Raw genomic sequence first — 15,272 nt, 5'->3', positions numbered from 1 at the left:
GTTGTCGCCATGAGCACGCCCATCGCCACTGCTGCGTCATTTACCGAGCAGGCGCTGCCGCCGTGGCGACGCGCGGTGCTCAAGGTCGGCAGCAGCCTGCTCGCCGCCGATGGCGGCGGCCTGTCGCCGCGCTTTGCGCTGGGGCTGGCGCAGTTCGTCTCGGCCAACCTGATGGCCGGGCGCGAGCTGGTGATCGTGTCGTCGGGCGCGGTGGCGGCCGGCCGCGCGATCCTGCCGAAGGCTGCCGAGGCCGGTGCGCCGATCGCCGCGCGCCAGGCGCTGGCTGCGCTGGGGCAGGCACAGTTGATCGCGCTCTGGCAGCGCTTTTTCGAGCGCCCGGTGGCGCAGGTGTTGCTCACCCACGACGACCTGCGTAACCGCCGCCGCTATCTCAACGCACGCGCCACCCTGGGCGAGTTGTTGCGGCTGGGCGCGTTGCCGGTGATCAACGAAAACGACACCGTGTCGGTGGACGAGCTCAAGCTGGGCGACAACGACAACCTGGCCGCGATCGTCGCCGCCCTGGTCGATGCCGATGCCTTGTTCATCGCCACCGATATCGATGGGTTGTACAGCGCCGACCCGCGCAGCAATCCGCTGGCGCGGCCGCTCGACGAGGTGGCCGAACTCACCGCCGAGGTGCTGGCGATGGCCGGCGGCAGCGGCAGCAGCGTGGGCACCGGCGGCATGCGCACCAAGCTGGAAGCCGCCGCAAAGGCCGGCGCGGCCGGCATCGAAACCTATCTGTTCAACGGCCGCAATGGCGATGTGGTGCGGGCACTGGCGCAGGATCGCCTGCACGGCACGCGTATCCACGCCGCACGCACGCGCATCGCCGCCCGCAAGTACTGGCTGCGGCACGCGCCGGTGGAAGCGGGCGCGATCCTGATCGATGCCGGTGCCGCCGCCGCACTGACCGACAAGGGCGCCTCGCTGCTGCCGGGCGGCGTGGCCGGTGCGCAGGGCGATTTCCGGCGTGGCGACATGGTGGAGATCTACCTGCGCGATGACGCCGGCGAGCGCTGCCTGGCACGTGGCGTCAGCCAGTACTCGGCGCTGGATATCCGCCGCATCGCCCGCCGCCACTCCCGCGAGATCGAGCCCGTGCTCGGTTACAGCTACGGCGAGAATGTGGTGCATCGCGATGATTTGGTGCTTTTGTAGCGGGGATTGGGGAGTCGGGATTGGGGATTTGCAAACGCATGTGCACCGCGTTTCCCTACGTTGCCTCCGTGTCCCGACGACTGATTCCCTGTGGTGATAAAACGGTGTTGCCGCTTTTGCCAATCCCCAATCCCCAATCCCGACTCCCCAATCCCGGCCCTCCAATGACCATCAAAACCCTAGCCCTGCAATGCCGTGATGCCGCGCAAGTGCTGTCGCAACTGTCCGCGTCTGCCAAGCAGGCCTTGCTGGAGGCGATGGCGGCGGCGCTGGAACAGGATGCGGCGGTGATCCTGGCGGCCAATGCGCGCGATCTGGAGGCGGCGCGTGCGAAGGGCGTGGGGACGGCGATGCTGGATCGTCTGGCACTGGACGACAGGCGCCTGGCCGGCATCGCCGCCGCACTGCGCGAGGTGGCGCAACTGCCCGATCCGGTCGGCCAGGTCACGCGCGAGGACGTTCGCCCCAATGGCATCGTCGTGCAGAAGGTGCGCGTGCCGCTGGGGGTGATCGCGATGATCTACGAGGCGCGCCCGAATGTGACCGCCGATGCGGCAGCGCTGTGCATCAAGGCCGGCAACGGCGTGATCCTGCGTGGCGGCTCGGAAGCGATCCACTCCAACACCGCGATTGCGCGCACCCTGCGGCGCGCCTTGCGCGAGGCCGGCGTGCCGGAAGCGGCGTTGACCCTGGTCGAGGATCTGCGCCGCGAGACCATGCTGGAGCTGCTGCAACTCAGCGACATCGTCGATCTGGCGATTCCGCGTGGTGGCGAAGGGCTGATCCGCTTCGTCGCCGAGCATGCGCGCGTGCCGGTGATCAAGCATTACAAGGGCGTGTGCCATCTGTTCGTGGATGCATCGGCGGACGTGGATCTGGCGGTGCGTCTATTGGTCGATGGCAAGGCCAGCCGGCCCTCGGCCTGCAATGCGCTGGAGACCTTGCTGGTACATGCCGACATCGCTGCGCGCTTTCTGCCGCTGGCCGCGCAAGCCCTGCGCGAACGCAAGGTGGAGCTGCGTGGCGATGCGGCCACGCGCGCAGTGTTGCCCGACGTCGCAGCTGCCAGCGACGACGACTACGCCGCCGAATTCCTCGACCTGATCCTGGCGATCCGGGTGGTGCCGGATCTGGACACCGCGCTGGCGCATATCCGCCAGTACGGCTCGGACCACACCGAAGTGATCGCCACGCAGGATGCCGCCAACGCCGAGCGGTTCGTGCAGTCGCTGCGCTCGGCGGTGGTGATGGTCAACGCCTCCTCGCGTTTCTCCGATGGCGGCGAGCTTGGCCTGGGCGCGGAGATCGGCATCTCCACCACGCGCCTGCATTCCTACGGCCCGATGGGCCTGGAGGCGCTGACCGTGGAGCGCTTCGTGGTGCGGGGCCAGGGCCAGGTACGGCACTGATCGGCGATACGCAGGCCAGCCACCCGGCTATCACGGCCTACCCGGCAACCACGACCTTTGACACTCCCCCGGCAGGCCGCGCTCTGCCTACAGTCGACGACTGCCCCCGTACGTTCCGGAGTCGTTGATGCGCCGTTTTGCCGCCTGCCTGCTCGCCACCGCCATTGCCGCCGCCACCGGCAGCGCGCTGGCGCAAACCTCGCCGATGACGCCGGACATCACCGGCAAGCCGTTCGTGGCAGGTGATGCCGCCAACGACTACATCAAGCGCGAGGTGATGATTCCGATGCGCGACGGGGTCAAGCTGCATACGGTGATCGTGCTGCCCAAGGGCGCGCGCAATGCGCCGATGGTGCTGACGCGCACGCCGTACAACGCCAGCGGCCGCACCGAGCGCATGGCCTCACCGCACATGAAGGACCTGCTCGCGCAGGGCGACGACGTGTTCGTCGAAGGCGGCTATATCCGCGTGATCCAGGACGTGCGCGGCAAGTACGGCTCCGAAGGCGATTACGTGATGACCCGGCCGCTGCGTGGTGCGCTCAATCCCAGCGAGGTCGACCATGCCACCGATGCCTGGGACACCATCGATTGGCTGGTGAAAAACGTCAAGGAATCCAACGGCAAGGTTGGCATGATCGGCTCGTCCTACGAAGGCTTCACCGTGGTGATGGCGTTGACCAACCCGCACCCGGCGCTCAAGGTCGCGGTGCCGGAAAGCCCGATGATCGACGGCTGGATGGGCGACGACTGGTTCAACTACGGTGCGTTCCGCCAGGTCAACTTCGACTATTTCACCGGCCAGCTCACCCAGCGCGGCAAGGGCAGCGGCATCGCGCGGCAGGGCCATGACGACTACAGCAACCTGCTGCGCGCCGGCTCGGCCGGCGATTTCGCCAGGGCCGCGGGCCTGGAACAGCTGCCGTGGTGGCACAAGCTCACCGAACACGCCGCCTACGATGCGTTCTGGCAGGAGCAGGCGCTGGACAAGGTGATGGCGCGCACCCCGCTCAAGGTGCCGACCATGTGGTTGCAGGGGCTGTGGGACCAGGAGGACATGTGGGGCGCCATCCATAGCTACGCGGCGATGGAGCCGCGCGACCGCAGCAATACGCTCAACTACCTGGTGATGGGGCCGTGGCGGCACAGCCAGGTCAATTACGACGGCAGCGCGCTGGGCGCATTGAATTTTGACGGCGATACCGCGCGCCAGTTCCGCCACGACGTGCTGCGCCCGTTCTTCGATCAATACCTGGTCGATGGCGCGCCCAAGGCGAGCACGCCGCCGGTGTTCATCTACAACACCGGAGAGAATCACTGGGACCGTCTGCAGGCCTGGCCGCGCAGCTGCGCCAAGGGCTGTGCGTCGAGCAGCAAACCGCTGTACCTGCAGGCCGGCGGCAAGCTGTCGTTCCAGCAGCCGGCGGCAGGCCAGCCGGGTTTCGAGGAGTACGTGGCCGACCCGGCCAAACCGGTGCCGTTCGTGCCGCGCCCGGTGGACTTCGGCGATCGCAGCATGTGGACTACCTGGCTGGTGCAGGACCAGCGCTTCGTCGACGGCCGCCCGGACGTGCTGACCTTCGTCACCGAACCGCTGACCGAACCCCTGCAGATCGCCGGCGCACCGGAAGTGCATCTGCAGGCCTCCACCAGCGGCAGCGACAGCGACTGGGTGGTGAAACTGATCGACGTGTATCCGGACGAGATGGCGTCCAGTCCCAAGATGGGCGGCTACGAGCTGCCGGTGTCGCTGGCGATCTTCCGCGGCCGCTATCGCGAGAGTTTCAGCACGCCCAAGCCGCTGGCGTCCAATCAGCCGCTGGCGTTCCAGTTCGGCCTGCCGACCGCCAACCACACCTTCCGGCCGGGCCACCGGGTGATGGTGCAGGTGCAGTCCAGCCTGTTTCCGCTATACGACCGCAATCCGCAGACCTACGTGGACAACATCTTCTTCGCCAAGCCCGGCGATTATCGAAAGGCTACCCAGCGCATCTATGTGAGCCCCGAGCAGCCCAGCTACATCAGTCTGCCGGTACGCTGACCATAAATAAACGGTTGCGGTTGATTTTTATAATTGCCAATGTCAGTGTTAGCCTAGATAACGTACTAGTTGGTAAGTAAATTTAAATGGTTTTTAAAGAGTGAAAGGTGAAGTTGTGGAGTTTTTTAGTTTCATTGCTTGGTTTAACCATATTTTAGAAAGCTAGTTTGTGGTTTCTAGGAGAGTAAGTGTGCAAGTATCTCCCGGCGAAGGCTGGGAATACTCAAGGCGGGAAATTTTTTTTCCGGGAAGTTGAGCGGCAAGTAAGCTGGCGAAAGATGCTTTACCAAATTCATTTGTCAGGCTTACATAGACAATGTCAAACTTGCAGTTGTTCGAAAGCGCTTCTTTTACGCTAAAATAAGCGGTGCTTCCCTGCACGCCAATGCGCTCAACTTGTCGATTGTAGTCCGTGGCCGCAAATGCAGTCGAACTGTAAAAAAATGTAACCAATAGTGAAAAAAATGCATTTGATTTCATTTTATTTTCCTATGTGTGTGTATTTATTGTCATGCAAGTTGATTCGATTCGACGGCCGTGTGACCATGACTCGGGCGTCCTTATCTACTTGTTTATTGTGAGAGCTAATTCTTGCTTATGTTAGTATTGCTATCGCCGTTACGGACGATGTGATCTCGCGCAGCTGTTCTGGCGAAGTACTGGTATGTCATATTTTATTGGTGCAAGCAATGACTTGTCATTCTATTGCAAGCATGATCACATCAATCGATGTCAGCTGCGGGCATATTAGGTTTGATGATCTCAGAATTCGATTCGTGATCTACACGGTGCAGTGGACGAGCAGCTACATCAGTCTGCCGGTACGTTGACCGCGCGGGCGCCGCGTGGCGGCGGCGCCCAGACGTCTTCCAGCAACTGTGGGCGGCAGGCCACCCAGGCGGCCGCCAGCTGCACCAGGATGCAGATCACCAGGAAGACGAACGGCGAGGTCCAGCCGCCGTTGTGTGCGTGCAGCCAGCCGAACAGGAACGGCCCCAGGCAGCTCACCGCATAGCCCATGCCCTGCGAGAACCCGGACAGGGCCGCCGAGCCGGCCGCAGTGCGGCTGCGTTGATTGACCAGCACCAATGCCAGCGGGAAGGTGCTCGGCCCCAGGCCGAGCAGGGTCACCCACAGGATCGGCGCGGCCAGCGGCGCCCACCACAGCCCGGCAAACGCGACCAGATGGCAGGCCGCGCACAGCAGCACGATCGGAAACGGGTTGCGCATGCGGACCGCCAGCGCCGGCATGGTCAAGGCGCCGACCATGCCCAGTGCCGCGAACAGCGCCACCATGGTGCCGCCGAACGCGGGCGAGGCGCCGGCTTCGCGCAGCAGCGTCGGCAACCAGGTGAACATCGAATAGGTGACCAGCGAGGTCATGCCGAAGGTCACCGCCATGCTCCAGCCCAGGGCGGTGCGTGCCACGCGGCCCTCGGCCTCGGGTGTGGGCGTGACCGGTGCCGGCCCGGTCGCGCGGATGCGGCGGTGGCTGGTGTGCACCATGGCCCAGGCCGCCAATGCCAGCAGTGCCGGCAACACCCACACCACCATCGAGCTGCGCCAGCCCAGCGCATCGGCCACCGGTACCGCCAGCAGTGCCGGCAGCAGGGTGCCGACCTGCAATACGGTGATGTAGAGCGTGCTGACGCCGCCGACGCGATCGCCGAAATAGCGCTTCACCAGCGGCGGCAACACCACGTTGCCCATGCCCATGCCGGCCAGTGCCACCAGCGAACCGATCAGCAGTCCGGCAGTGCCCGGCAGCAGCGGGCGCAACACCAGGCCGACAGTGGCCAATGCCATCGACAGCAGCGCCGTGCGCAGCAGGCCGAAGCGGCGCAGCAAGGCCGGCGTGGCCACACCGGTCAGTGCGAATGCAGCCGTCGGCAACATGCCGAGCGCACCCATGGTGGGCGCGCCGAATGCGTACTCGTCGGCAATGCGTTCCAGCAGCGGCGTCAGCGACGTCACCGCGGTACGCAAGTTGAAGGCGGACAACAAAATGGCAGCCAGCACCAAGCCGCGACCACGCAACCGGGCGGACGGGGAGGCAGCGGCAATGACAACAGACATGACAGACCATCCGCACTGCGCGCATGCATGCGCCAGCGCCTGAAAACACAAAACCGGCACGAGGCCGGTTTTGTGTTTTGAAACTGGTCGGGGAGACAGGATTCGAACCTGCGACCTCTACGTCCCGAACGTAGCGCTCTACCAGACTGAGCTACACCCCGAAGGAGCCGCGTATGTTACATAGGGAATGCGGAATCGGCAAGCATCTAGCGAAAATAATTTTACTGATGCGGTTGGCCACGCTCCGGCTCGCGTGCTTCGAACCACATGCCGTTGAGCACGGCCGCCAGTGCGGCCAGACCGGTGCCGAGGATCCAGGCGAAGTACCACATAGTTGTTCTCCTTGAGTCGTTGAAACAGGTGCGAGGTTGTTGCCTGCTGCGAGCGCGATGCATCTGTGCATCGCAACGCGCAGCGGGCATGCTCAATAGGCGTTTGGATTGGCCGAGAGTTCGTCGGCGGTGACCTTGCCCTTGAGCACGCGATAGACCCAGCTTGTGTAGGCCAGCACGATCGGCATGAACAGCGTGGTCGCCAGCAGCATGATCCACAGCGTCAGGCGGCTGCTGGAGGCATCCCACAGCGTCAGGCTTGCGCTTGGTGCGGTGGACGAGGGCAACAGGAACGGGAACAACGCAAAGCCGACGGTAAAGACGATGCCGACGATGGCGCAACCCGAGGCGATGAACGCCAGGCCGCCGCGACGCACACGCAACAGCAGCGCATTCATCGCCAGCCCGACCAGGCCGACCAGCGGTGCCATCAATGTGGCCGGCATGCTGCTGTAGTTGTGCAGCCAGCCGCCGGCCGCGGTGAGTGCGGCGGTCTTGCCGAGCGGATTGGTCGGCGCATCGGTGGCCAGGAGCGAAGTCACTGCATAGCCCGGCAGACCCAGCGCCACCCATGCACCGGCGGCGGCAAACAGCGCCACCGCGCAGAGCGCGGCGATGCTGCCGAAACGCGCCGCACGCTCGGCCACCGGTCCGTCGGTCTTGAGTACCAGCATCGCCGCGCCGTGCGCCATCAACATCGCCACGCTGAGCAGGCCGGCGAGCAGCGCGAACGGCGTCAGCAGCCCGAACAGGTTGCCGGTATAGAACGTGCGCATGCTGGCGTCGAAGTGGAACGGCACGCCGAGCAGCACATTACCGACCGCCACGCCCATGATCAGCGCCGGAATGCAACCGCCGACGAACAACGCCCAATCCCAGTTGCTGCGCCAGCGCTGGTCGGCCAGCTTGCCGCGGAACTTGAACCCGACCGGGCGCAGGATCAGTGCGAACAGGATCAGGAACATCGCCAGATAAAACCCGGAAAAACTCACCGCATACAACGGCGGGAATGCGGCGAAGATCGCGCCGCCGCCCAGGATCAACCAGACCTGGCTGCCTTCCCAGACCGGGCCGATGGTGTTGATCACCAGCCGGCGTTCGGCATCGTTGCGGGCAACCAGCGGCAGCAGGGTGCTGACGCCCAGATCGAAGCCGCCCATCACCGCGTAACCGGACAGCAATACGCCGAGCAACAGCCACCAGATCACGCGCAATGTGGTGTAGTCGAGCAAGATGAAATCCATGGTTGTGTCTCCTGGCTTACGGTGCGCCGCCGGCCAGTGCGCCGGTGCTCAATGGGGCGTTGGGTGAGGACGTGTGGGGCGAGCTGTTGTGTGGCGACGGGGTGCGTTGACTCGGTGGAAACAGCGCATCCGGGCCCTTGCGGATGGTGTTCAGCGACAGCTTGATCGCGATCACCAGCAGCGTGGTGTACAGCGCGGTGAAGCCCACCAGGGTCAACACGATTTCGTACAGATCCAGTCCCGAGGCGGCGTAGAAGGTCGGCAGCACGCCTTCCACCGCCCACGGCTGGCGGCCGTACTCGGCCACGAACCAACCGCACTCGATCGCGATCCACGGCAGCGGCAGGCTCCACAGCGCCAGGGTCAGGAACCAGCGCTTTTCCTGGAAGTTGTGCTTGCAGGCGAACCAGAACGCGATGGCGAAGAAGGCGATCAGGTAGATGCCGATGGCGGCCATGATGCGGAAGGTCCAGAACAGCGGCAGCACCCGCGGCACGGTGTCCATCGCGGCCTGGGCGATCTGCTGCGGCGTGGCATTGCCGATATCGTCGCGATAGCGCTTGAGCAGCAGGCCGTGGCCCAGATCCTGCCAATGCGCATCGAAGACCTTGCGCGCTTCGGCATCGTCCTTGTTGGCGCGGATGCGCTCCAGCGCGCCGTAGGCGATCTGGCCGCCGCGGATGCGATGCTCGGCACGGCCGACCAGTTCCAGGATGCCGGGGATCGGCTGGTCCAGCGAACGTGTGGCGATCAAGCCCATCAGGTACGGGATCTTGACCGCGTAGTCGTTGCGATGTGTCTGCTGGTTGGGAATGCCGAATGCGGTGAAGTCGGCCGGCGCGGCTTCGGTTTCCCACATCGCCTCGATCGCCGCCAGCTTCATCTTCTGGTGCTCGTTGGCGGCATAGCCGCTCTCGTCGCCGAGCACCACCACCGACAGCGACGACAACAGGCCGAACGCGGCAGCCACCGCGAACGAACGCCGCGCCATCTCCACATGGGTGCCGCGCAGCAGATAGAGCGCGCTGATCGCCATCACGAACACCGCGCCGAGCACGTAGCCGGCGCTGACGGTGTGCACGAACTTGGCCTGTGCCACCGGGTTGAACAGCACCGCCATGAAATCGACCACTTCCATGCGCATGGTGTCCGGGTTGAACACCGCGCCGGTCGGGTTCTGCATCCAGCCGTTGGCGATCAGGATCCACAGTGCCGAGAAGTTGCTGCCCAGCGCCACCAGCCAGGTGGTGGCCAGATGCTGCACCTTGCTCAGCCGGTTCCAGCCAAGAAAGAACAGGCCCAGGAAGGTCGCCTCCAGAAAGAACGCCATCAGGCCTTCGATCGCCAGCGGCGCACCGAAGATGTCGCCGACGTAATGGCTGTAGTACGACCAGTTCATGCCGAACTCGAATTCCATCACGATGCCGGTGCCCACGCCCATGGCGAAGTTGATGCCGAACAGCACGCCCCAGAACATGGTCATGCGCCGCCAGATGTCCTTGCCGGTCATCACATAGACGCTTTCCATGATGCCGAGCAGGAACGACAGGCCCATGGTCAGCGGCGGAAAGATGAAGTGGTACATCGCGGTGACTGCGAACTGCAGCCGCGACAGTTCAACAACTGTCGAGTCGATCATGGCGGGTGGGCCTGGTTGGGTGTCGATGAAGGAATGCAGCCGATCATCTGCGCTTGCCGCGACACGCGCGTTGATCCAGATCAATGCCGAGGCGGGCGGGTGCGGCACAATGCGCAGCCCGTAGCGGGAAGTGGCGACTTACAATCGCTTGCAACACGATGTCTTCCTTGAGAGCGATGTGAGCCAGCCCAGCGTGCGAGCCAGCGAAACGCCAGCCCAGCGCCGTCAACGCGGCCAATGGCTGGATGCACTGGCGGCCCCGGCCACGCGTGCGCGGCGCCTGGCCGGCGTGGCGGTGGCGGTGTCGGGCGTGCTGCTGCTGGCGCAGGCGGCGGCGATCGCGTGGTTGCTGCAGGCGGTGCTGGTGCAGCATCTGGCGCTGGCGCAGTTGCGTGACGTGGGGGCGGGGCTGGTCTGTGCGCTGGTCGGGCGCGCGCTGCTCAATGCCTGGGCGCAGTCGCTGACCGGCGAGGTGGCCGATGTGGCCAGGCGCGAATTGCGTGCCCGCATCGCGCGCCGCCTGGTGCAGCATGGGCCGGTGTGGCTGCGCCGGCAGCGCAGCGGCGAACTGGGCGAATTGAGCCTGGCGCATACCGATGCGCTGGAGGGTTACTTCGTCGGCTACCAGCTCGCACGCACCGAGATGCTGCTGGTGCCGCCGCTGATCCTGATCGCGGTGTTTTCGGTCGACTGGGTGGTGGGCCTGGTGCTGCTGCTGACCGCACCGCTGATTCCGTTTTTCATGATGCTGGTGGGCTGGGGCGCCGAAGCCGCCGGGCGCGACCAGCTGAGCGAGCTGGCGCGGATGGGCGGGCACTTTGCCGATCGCCTCAAGGGCCTGGGCCTGCTGCGCGTGTATGGCCGCGGCGAGGCCGAGTTGAGCGGCATTGCCGCGGCGGCCGAAGGCGTGCGCGAGCGTTCGCTCAAGGTGCTGCGCATCGCCTTCCTGTCGTCTACGGTGCTGGAATTCTTCGCCTCGGTGAGCGTGGCGATCGTGGCGCTGTACTTCGGCCTGACCTATCTGGGCATGCTGGATCTGCACGGCTTGCCGACGCTGGGCGCGGGCATGTTCTGCCTGCTGCTGGCGCCGGAATTCTTTGCGCCGTTGCGGCGGCTGGCGGCGCATTACCACGACCGTGCCAATGCGCTGGCGGCGGTGGCCGAAGCCGAGCGCCTGCTGGAAGGCTTCGCGCCGCCATCGGCAGCGCCACCGATGACGGTGCCTGCCTTGCGCGCACTGGAACCGGCCCAGGCACACGCCCCGCTGCTGCAGGCGCGCGATCTCGCGCTACGGCCGCCGGGCGCGCCGCACACGGTGGTCGCGCATTTTTCGCTGACCTTGCAGCCCGGGCAGCGCGTGGCGGTGATTGGCGCCAGCGGCAGCGGCAAGAGCACCTTGCTGGAGGGCCTGGCCGGCTGGCTGGCGCCGGAGGCCGGCAGCGTGGTGCTGCGGCCGGGGACCCGCATCGGCTATGCCACGCAGCGGCCGTATCTGTTTCACGGCAGCATCGCCGACAACCTGCGCCTGGCTGATCCGCAGGCCGGCGCTGCGCGCCTGCACGCGGTGGCCGACGCCGCGCAGGTGCTGCGCTTTGCCGCGCAGCTGCCTGCGGGCCTGGACACGCAGATCGGCGAACGCGGCTTCGGGCTGTCCGGTGGCGAAGCACGGCGCGTGGCCCTGGCGCGGCTGTTGCTGCGCGAGCCAGACCTGTTGCTGCTGGACGAACCCACTGCCTTCCTCGATCCGGACACCGAAGCGGAGTTGCTGCGCACCCTGGGCGTGTTCGCACGCGGTCGCGCGGTGGTGCTGGCCACGCACAGCGCGGCGGTGATGCGCTGGGCCGATACGGTGATCGACCTGCGCGGCGCCACTGTCACCGCGGAGCTGCCATGAACGGCACACAGCCCGACCGTCTGCGCGATGTGTTTCGCCGGCATGCCTGGCGGCTGCTGTTGTCGGCGCTGTTGGTGCTGGTCACCATGCTGGCTGGCGTGGGCCTGCTCGGCGTGTCCGGCAGTTTCCTGACCGCCGCCGCCTTGGCCGGTGTCGCCGGCATGGGCAGCGGCTTCAACTTCTTTTCGCCCTCGGCCGGCATTCGCGCGCTGACCTTTGCGCGCATCGTTTCGCGTTATGGCGAAAAATTGATCGGCCACGACGCCACGCTGCGCATCGCCCGCGATCTGCGCGTGTGGTTCTTTCGCCGCGCGTTGCCGCTGGCGCCGGGCCGCCTGTCGGCCACGCGCACCGGCGATCTGCTGGCGCGGTTGATGTCCGACATCGGCGAGGTCGATGGCGTGAGCGTGCGCGCGTTGGCGCCGTTGAGCGCATTGCTCGGCATCTGGGTGGCCGGTGTGGTGGCAGCGGCGCTGATCTATCCGCCGGCCGGCGTGTTGCTGGTGGTGCTGGGCGTGGTTATCGGCGGCGTGGTGCCGTGGCAGGTGGCGCGCGGCGGTGCGCAGCGCGAACAGCTGCGCGCCCGGCAACGCACCGCCTTGCGCACGCAGGCGTTCGAGGGGCTGGAAGGTGCGGCCGATCTCGCTGCGGTGGATGCGCAAGGTGCCTGGCTGCATCAGGTCGATGCAATGGCGGCGGCGGTGGTCGATGGCGATCGCCTGCAACGCCGTCGCCTGATCAGCGGCAATCTGCTGCATGCGGTCTGCGGCGTTATTGGTCTGGCCGGCATGTTGTGGCTTGGGTTGAGCGCGGCAGAACGCGGATTGATTGCTGCGGAAATGGCGGCCGGGCTGGTGTTCCTGACCATGGCATTGCTGGAGGTCTGGGCCGGCGCCGGGCTCGCCTTGCAGGCGCTGCAGAGCGCGCGCGTTGCGGCCAGGCGCCTGCAGTCCATCGTCGACCAGGCGCCGTCGGTCGTTGATCCGTCGCAGCCAGTGGATGCGCCACGCAGCGGTACGCTGCGCCTGCAACAGGTTAGTTTTGCGTGGCCGGGCAGCGGACGTGCGCTGCTGCAGGCGCTCGATCTGAGCCTGGCGCCTGGCGAGCGCATCGCCATCAGCGGCGACAGCGGCAGCGGCAAGAGCAGCTTGTCCGCAGTGCTGTTGCGGCTGTGGGACCCGCAGGCCGGGCAGGTGACCTACGCCGATATCGACCTGCGCCACTTCGCGCAGGCGCAATGGCATCAACGCATCGCCTGGCTGCCGCAGAATGCCCCGGTGTTTGCCGGCACGGTGCGCGACAACCTGCTCATCGGCGATGCCGGCGCAGGCGATGCGGCCATGTGGAACGCGCTGGACCAGGTGCGTCTGCGCGCCTGGGCCACCGCGCAGAACGGTCTGGACACCTGGGTCGGCGAAAACGGCGCCACGCTCTCGGCCGGCCAGGCGCGCCGGCTGGCGCTGGCGCGCGCCTTGCTGCGCGAGGCGCCGATCCTGCTGCTGGACGAACCCACCGACGGCCTGGATGTGGATACCGCGCACGCCTTGCTGCTGGATCTAGCTGCCGCGCTGGGCGAGCGCAGCCTGGTGATGATCACCCACGACAGCGTGCCCGATGGCGTGGTGCAGCGGCGTTATCGCCTGCGGGCCGGTGCGCTGGAGCCGTTGGCCTGAGGATGCTGTTGCCGGTTTGCACTGACCGGTTGTGCGCATGTATCACGCAGGCGCCGCTCACCCCAGCAATGCGTGGAGTGCTGCCATCAGCGCAGGTTGGCGGCATGCCCAATACAAGGCGGCGACGTTCACTACGACAGTGATCCAGAACCGCAGCTGGAAGGCTGCCTTGCTGGATTTATGCCGGAACAGTGCCTGCGCCAGCAGCGCGCCCGGCCAGCCGCCGAGCAGTGCGATGAGGTGCAGGGTGGCTTCCGGGGTGCGTTGTCGGCCGCGTTGGGCTGCGCTCTTGTCGAGCCGGTAGACCAGCATCGCCAGCATGCTTGCAGCCGCGTACCACAGCGCCAGCAGCGCCGGCAGGCGGCCTGCAACCACCGTCGCGGTCATGCCGATCAGGAACAGCAGGGCCAGCGTCTTGCGCGGCAGGCTCTGCTGCCGTGACGGACCACGCCGCCGTTGCGCAGGTCTGGAAATCAGCAAGCATCCAGGAAGTTGCGTACCGCCGGCCCGAAGCGTGCGAAATCGACCAGGAAGGCATCGTGGCCTTGTGGCGAATCCAGGCCGATGAAGTGTGCCTCGGCACCGCCGACGCGCAGGCCTTCGGCGATCTGTTCCTGCTGCTGCACGGGGAACAGGATGTCGGTGTTGGCACCGATCGCCAGCGCCCGCGCGATACGGATCTGCGCCAGGCCGGCCAGCACCGTGGCGTCGGTCGAGATGCCTGTATCCGGCCTGGCGGCGACAGCAGTGTCGTCGGCTTGCGTGCCATCGACACGCGCGTCGATGGCCAGGCTGTCGTCGACATACTCGGCCAGATCGAACCAATCCATCGAGCGGCTTAGATACAGATAGCAGTTGGGATCGAAGAAGCGCACGAAGCGGCGCGCATGGCCTTCCAGATAACTTTCGACCTGGAATTCCAGGCCGAACGGATCGTCGGCAGCCTGCTCCGAATCCAGCCGCACGCGGCCGAAGCGGCCATCCCATTCCAGTGCCGAGCGGTAGGTGATCACGCCGAGCTTGCGCGCCATGCGCATGCCCGATTCCGGGTAACGTGTGTCGTCGTAGTGGCCGCCGTTCCAGTGCGGGTCCAGGCGGATGGCTTCGCGCTGCAGCGAGCGGATAGCGATCGAGAACGGCAGCGCCTGCGCACTGCCGGAGATATTGATATGGCTGCGCGCGATGCCGGGGTGGCGCAGCAACAACGCCAGTGCGGTCATGCCGCCCATCGAGTTGCCGATCAGGCAGGCCAGTTGTTCGATGCCCAACGCGCGCACCACGTCGGCTGCGGCATCGGCCACATCTTCGATCGACAGTTCCGGGAAACCCAGGCGATACCGCGTGCCGGTGGCAGGGTCGATCGACGCCGGGCCGGTCGAGCCCTTGCAGCTGCCCAGGGAATTGACGCAGACCACGAACCAGCGTTCGGTATCGATTGGCTTGCCAGGCCCCAGCATCGCTTCCCACCAGCCCGGCTCCGGATTGGCCTGATTTGCCGCGGCATGCGCATTCGGCGACAGGCCGGTGACGATCAACACCGCATTGCTGTGATCGGCTGCCAGCGTGCCCCAGGTTTCGTAGGCGACACGCGCCTGCATCAGCACGCCACCGCGCTTCATCGGAAACGGCGAGGGCAGCGCGTGGAACAGCGTGCCGGGAGGAATGAATTCAGTCATGCGGCAATTCTATCTGCCATGGCAGGTGCCGGGGTGCAGGATGGGATTCGGGAATGGGGATTCGGGAATTGGGAATCGGTTTGAGTCGTTGCTCTGTGTGATGCCACTCTGCAGAGCGGCGGAT

General features: G+C 65.8%; 12 protein-coding genes and 1 tRNA gene. 5 read left to right on the top strand and 8 right to left on the bottom strand.

The window, feature by feature from the left end:
• Positions 1-9 precede the first annotated feature (9 nt).
• The 3 genes from proB (at position 10) to AC1PLA_RS12040 (ending at position 4,614) form a co-directional block, all read left to right on the top strand.
• Positions 10-1,164 (top strand): glutamate 5-kinase, encoded by a 1,155-nt coding sequence (gene proB / locus AC1PLA_RS12050; RefSeq protein WP_166768585.1) that lies wholly within the window; start codon positions 10-12, stop codon positions 1,162-1,164.
• Positions 1,165-1,328: 164 nt separating this feature from the next.
• Positions 1,329-2,573: a glutamate-5-semialdehyde dehydrogenase gene (locus tag AC1PLA_RS12045; RefSeq protein WP_481104604.1), complete on the top strand. Its 1,245-nt coding sequence runs from the start codon at positions 1,329-1,331 to the stop codon at positions 2,571-2,573.
• 127 nt (positions 2,574-2,700) lie between these two features.
• Positions 2,701-4,614 carry a CocE/NonD family hydrolase gene (locus AC1PLA_RS12040; protein ID WP_481104603.1) on the top strand — a complete coding sequence of 638 codons (1,914 nt, stop codon included), beginning with the start codon at positions 2,701-2,703 and terminating at the stop codon, positions 4,612-4,614.
• A 162-nt stretch (positions 4,615-4,776) separates the two neighbouring features.
• Here the strand turns inward: AC1PLA_RS12040 and AC1PLA_RS12035 are convergent, their stop codons facing one another.
• From AC1PLA_RS12035 to AC1PLA_RS12010, 6 genes are all read right to left on the bottom strand, one after another.
• The gene (locus AC1PLA_RS12035) at positions 4,777-5,094 is read right to left on the bottom strand and encodes a hypothetical protein (protein WP_184363879.1); all 318 of its coding nucleotides are present in this window, start codon (positions 5,092-5,094) and stop codon (positions 4,777-4,779) included.
• 330 nt (positions 5,095-5,424) lie between these two features.
• Complete coding sequence (locus tag AC1PLA_RS12030) at positions 5,425-6,651, bottom strand: CynX/NimT family MFS transporter (protein ID WP_166768801.1); 1,227 nt, start codon at positions 6,649-6,651, stop codon at positions 5,425-5,427.
• Positions 6,652-6,774: 123 nt separating this feature from the next.
• A tRNA-Pro gene (locus tag AC1PLA_RS12025) sits at positions 6,775-6,851 on the bottom strand.
• A gap of 60 nt (positions 6,852-6,911) precedes the next feature.
• The gene (gene cydX / locus AC1PLA_RS12020; protein WP_024939993.1) at positions 6,912-7,022 is read right to left on the bottom strand and encodes a cytochrome bd-I oxidase subunit CydX; all 111 of its coding nucleotides are present in this window, start codon (positions 7,020-7,022) and stop codon (positions 6,912-6,914) included.
• Between the two features lie 92 nt (positions 7,023-7,114).
• Complete coding sequence (gene cydB, locus AC1PLA_RS12015) at positions 7,115-8,266, bottom strand: cytochrome d ubiquinol oxidase subunit II (RefSeq protein WP_039516027.1); 1,152 nt, start codon at positions 8,264-8,266, stop codon at positions 7,115-7,117.
• A gap of 16 nt (positions 8,267-8,282) precedes the next feature.
• Positions 8,283-9,905, bottom strand: coding sequence for a cytochrome ubiquinol oxidase subunit I (locus tag AC1PLA_RS12010; protein WP_481104602.1), 1,623 nt, complete (start codon positions 9,903-9,905; stop codon positions 8,283-8,285).
• A gap of 148 nt (positions 9,906-10,053) precedes the next feature.
• Here AC1PLA_RS12010 and cydD point away from each other — a divergent pair, with 148 nt between their 5' ends.
• Together cydD and cydC are read left to right on the top strand one after the other, a co-directional pair.
• The gene (cydD, locus tag AC1PLA_RS12005; RefSeq protein WP_481104601.1) at positions 10,054-11,799 is read left to right on the top strand and encodes a thiol reductant ABC exporter subunit CydD; all 1,746 of its coding nucleotides are present in this window, start codon (positions 10,054-10,056) and stop codon (positions 11,797-11,799) included.
• Positions 11,796-13,472 (top strand): thiol reductant ABC exporter subunit CydC, encoded by a 1,677-nt coding sequence (gene cydC, locus AC1PLA_RS12000; RefSeq protein WP_481104600.1) that lies wholly within the window; start codon positions 11,796-11,798, stop codon positions 13,470-13,472. Before cydD ends, cydC begins: the two co-directional genes overlap by 4 nt.
• Positions 13,473-13,529: 57 nt before the next feature.
• Here cydC and AC1PLA_RS11995 read toward each other — a convergent pair whose 3' ends face one another.
• Positions 13,530-13,952 carry a DUF1294 domain-containing protein gene (locus AC1PLA_RS11995; protein ID WP_115511076.1) on the bottom strand — a complete coding sequence of 141 codons (423 nt, stop codon included), beginning with the start codon at positions 13,950-13,952 and terminating at the stop codon, positions 13,530-13,532.
• Positions 13,946-15,148, bottom strand: coding sequence for a homoserine O-acetyltransferase MetX (gene metX / locus AC1PLA_RS11990; protein WP_481104599.1), 1,203 nt, complete (start codon positions 15,146-15,148; stop codon positions 13,946-13,948). The genes AC1PLA_RS11995 and metX overlap by 7 nt, the downstream gene beginning before the upstream one ends.
• Between the last annotated feature and the right edge of the window lie 124 nt (positions 15,149-15,272).

This window comes from Xanthomonas sp. NCPPB 1826 (assembly GCF_056725285.1).
The sequence above is the reverse complement of the archived record's forward strand: the minus strand, read 5'-3'. Positions and strand labels throughout refer to the sequence as shown.

What these genes read in the sequence shown, in the direction of transcription:
- proB (WP_166768585.1), top strand. Translation starts at nt 10, where the DNA reads ATGAGCACGCCCATCGCCACTGCTGCGTCATTTACCGAGCAGGCGCTG.
- AC1PLA_RS12010 (WP_481104602.1), bottom strand. Translation starts at nt 9,905, where the DNA reads ATGATCGACTCGACAGTTGTTGAACTGTCGCGGCTGCAGTTCGCAGTC.
- AC1PLA_RS12045 (WP_481104604.1), top strand. Translation starts at nt 1,329, where the DNA reads ATGACCATCAAAACCCTAGCCCTGCAATGCCGTGATGCCGCGCAAGTG.
- cydB (WP_039516027.1), bottom strand. Translation starts at nt 8,266, where the DNA reads ATGGATTTCATCTTGCTCGACTACACCACATTGCGCGTGATCTGGTGG.
- AC1PLA_RS12040 (WP_481104603.1), top strand. Translation starts at nt 2,701, where the DNA reads ATGCGCCGTTTTGCCGCCTGCCTGCTCGCCACCGCCATTGCCGCCGCC.
- metX (WP_481104599.1), bottom strand. Translation starts at nt 15,148, where the DNA reads ATGACTGAATTCATTCCTCCCGGCACGCTGTTCCACGCGCTGCCCTCG.
- cydX (WP_024939993.1), bottom strand. Translation starts at nt 7,022, where the DNA reads ATGTGGTACTTCGCCTGGATCCTCGGCACCGGTCTGGCCGCACTGGCG.
- cydC (WP_481104600.1), top strand. Translation starts at nt 11,796, where the DNA reads ATGAACGGCACACAGCCCGACCGTCTGCGCGATGTGTTTCGCCGGCAT.
- AC1PLA_RS12035 (WP_184363879.1), bottom strand. Translation starts at nt 5,094, where the DNA reads ATGAAATCAAATGCATTTTTTTCACTATTGGTTACATTTTTTTACAGT.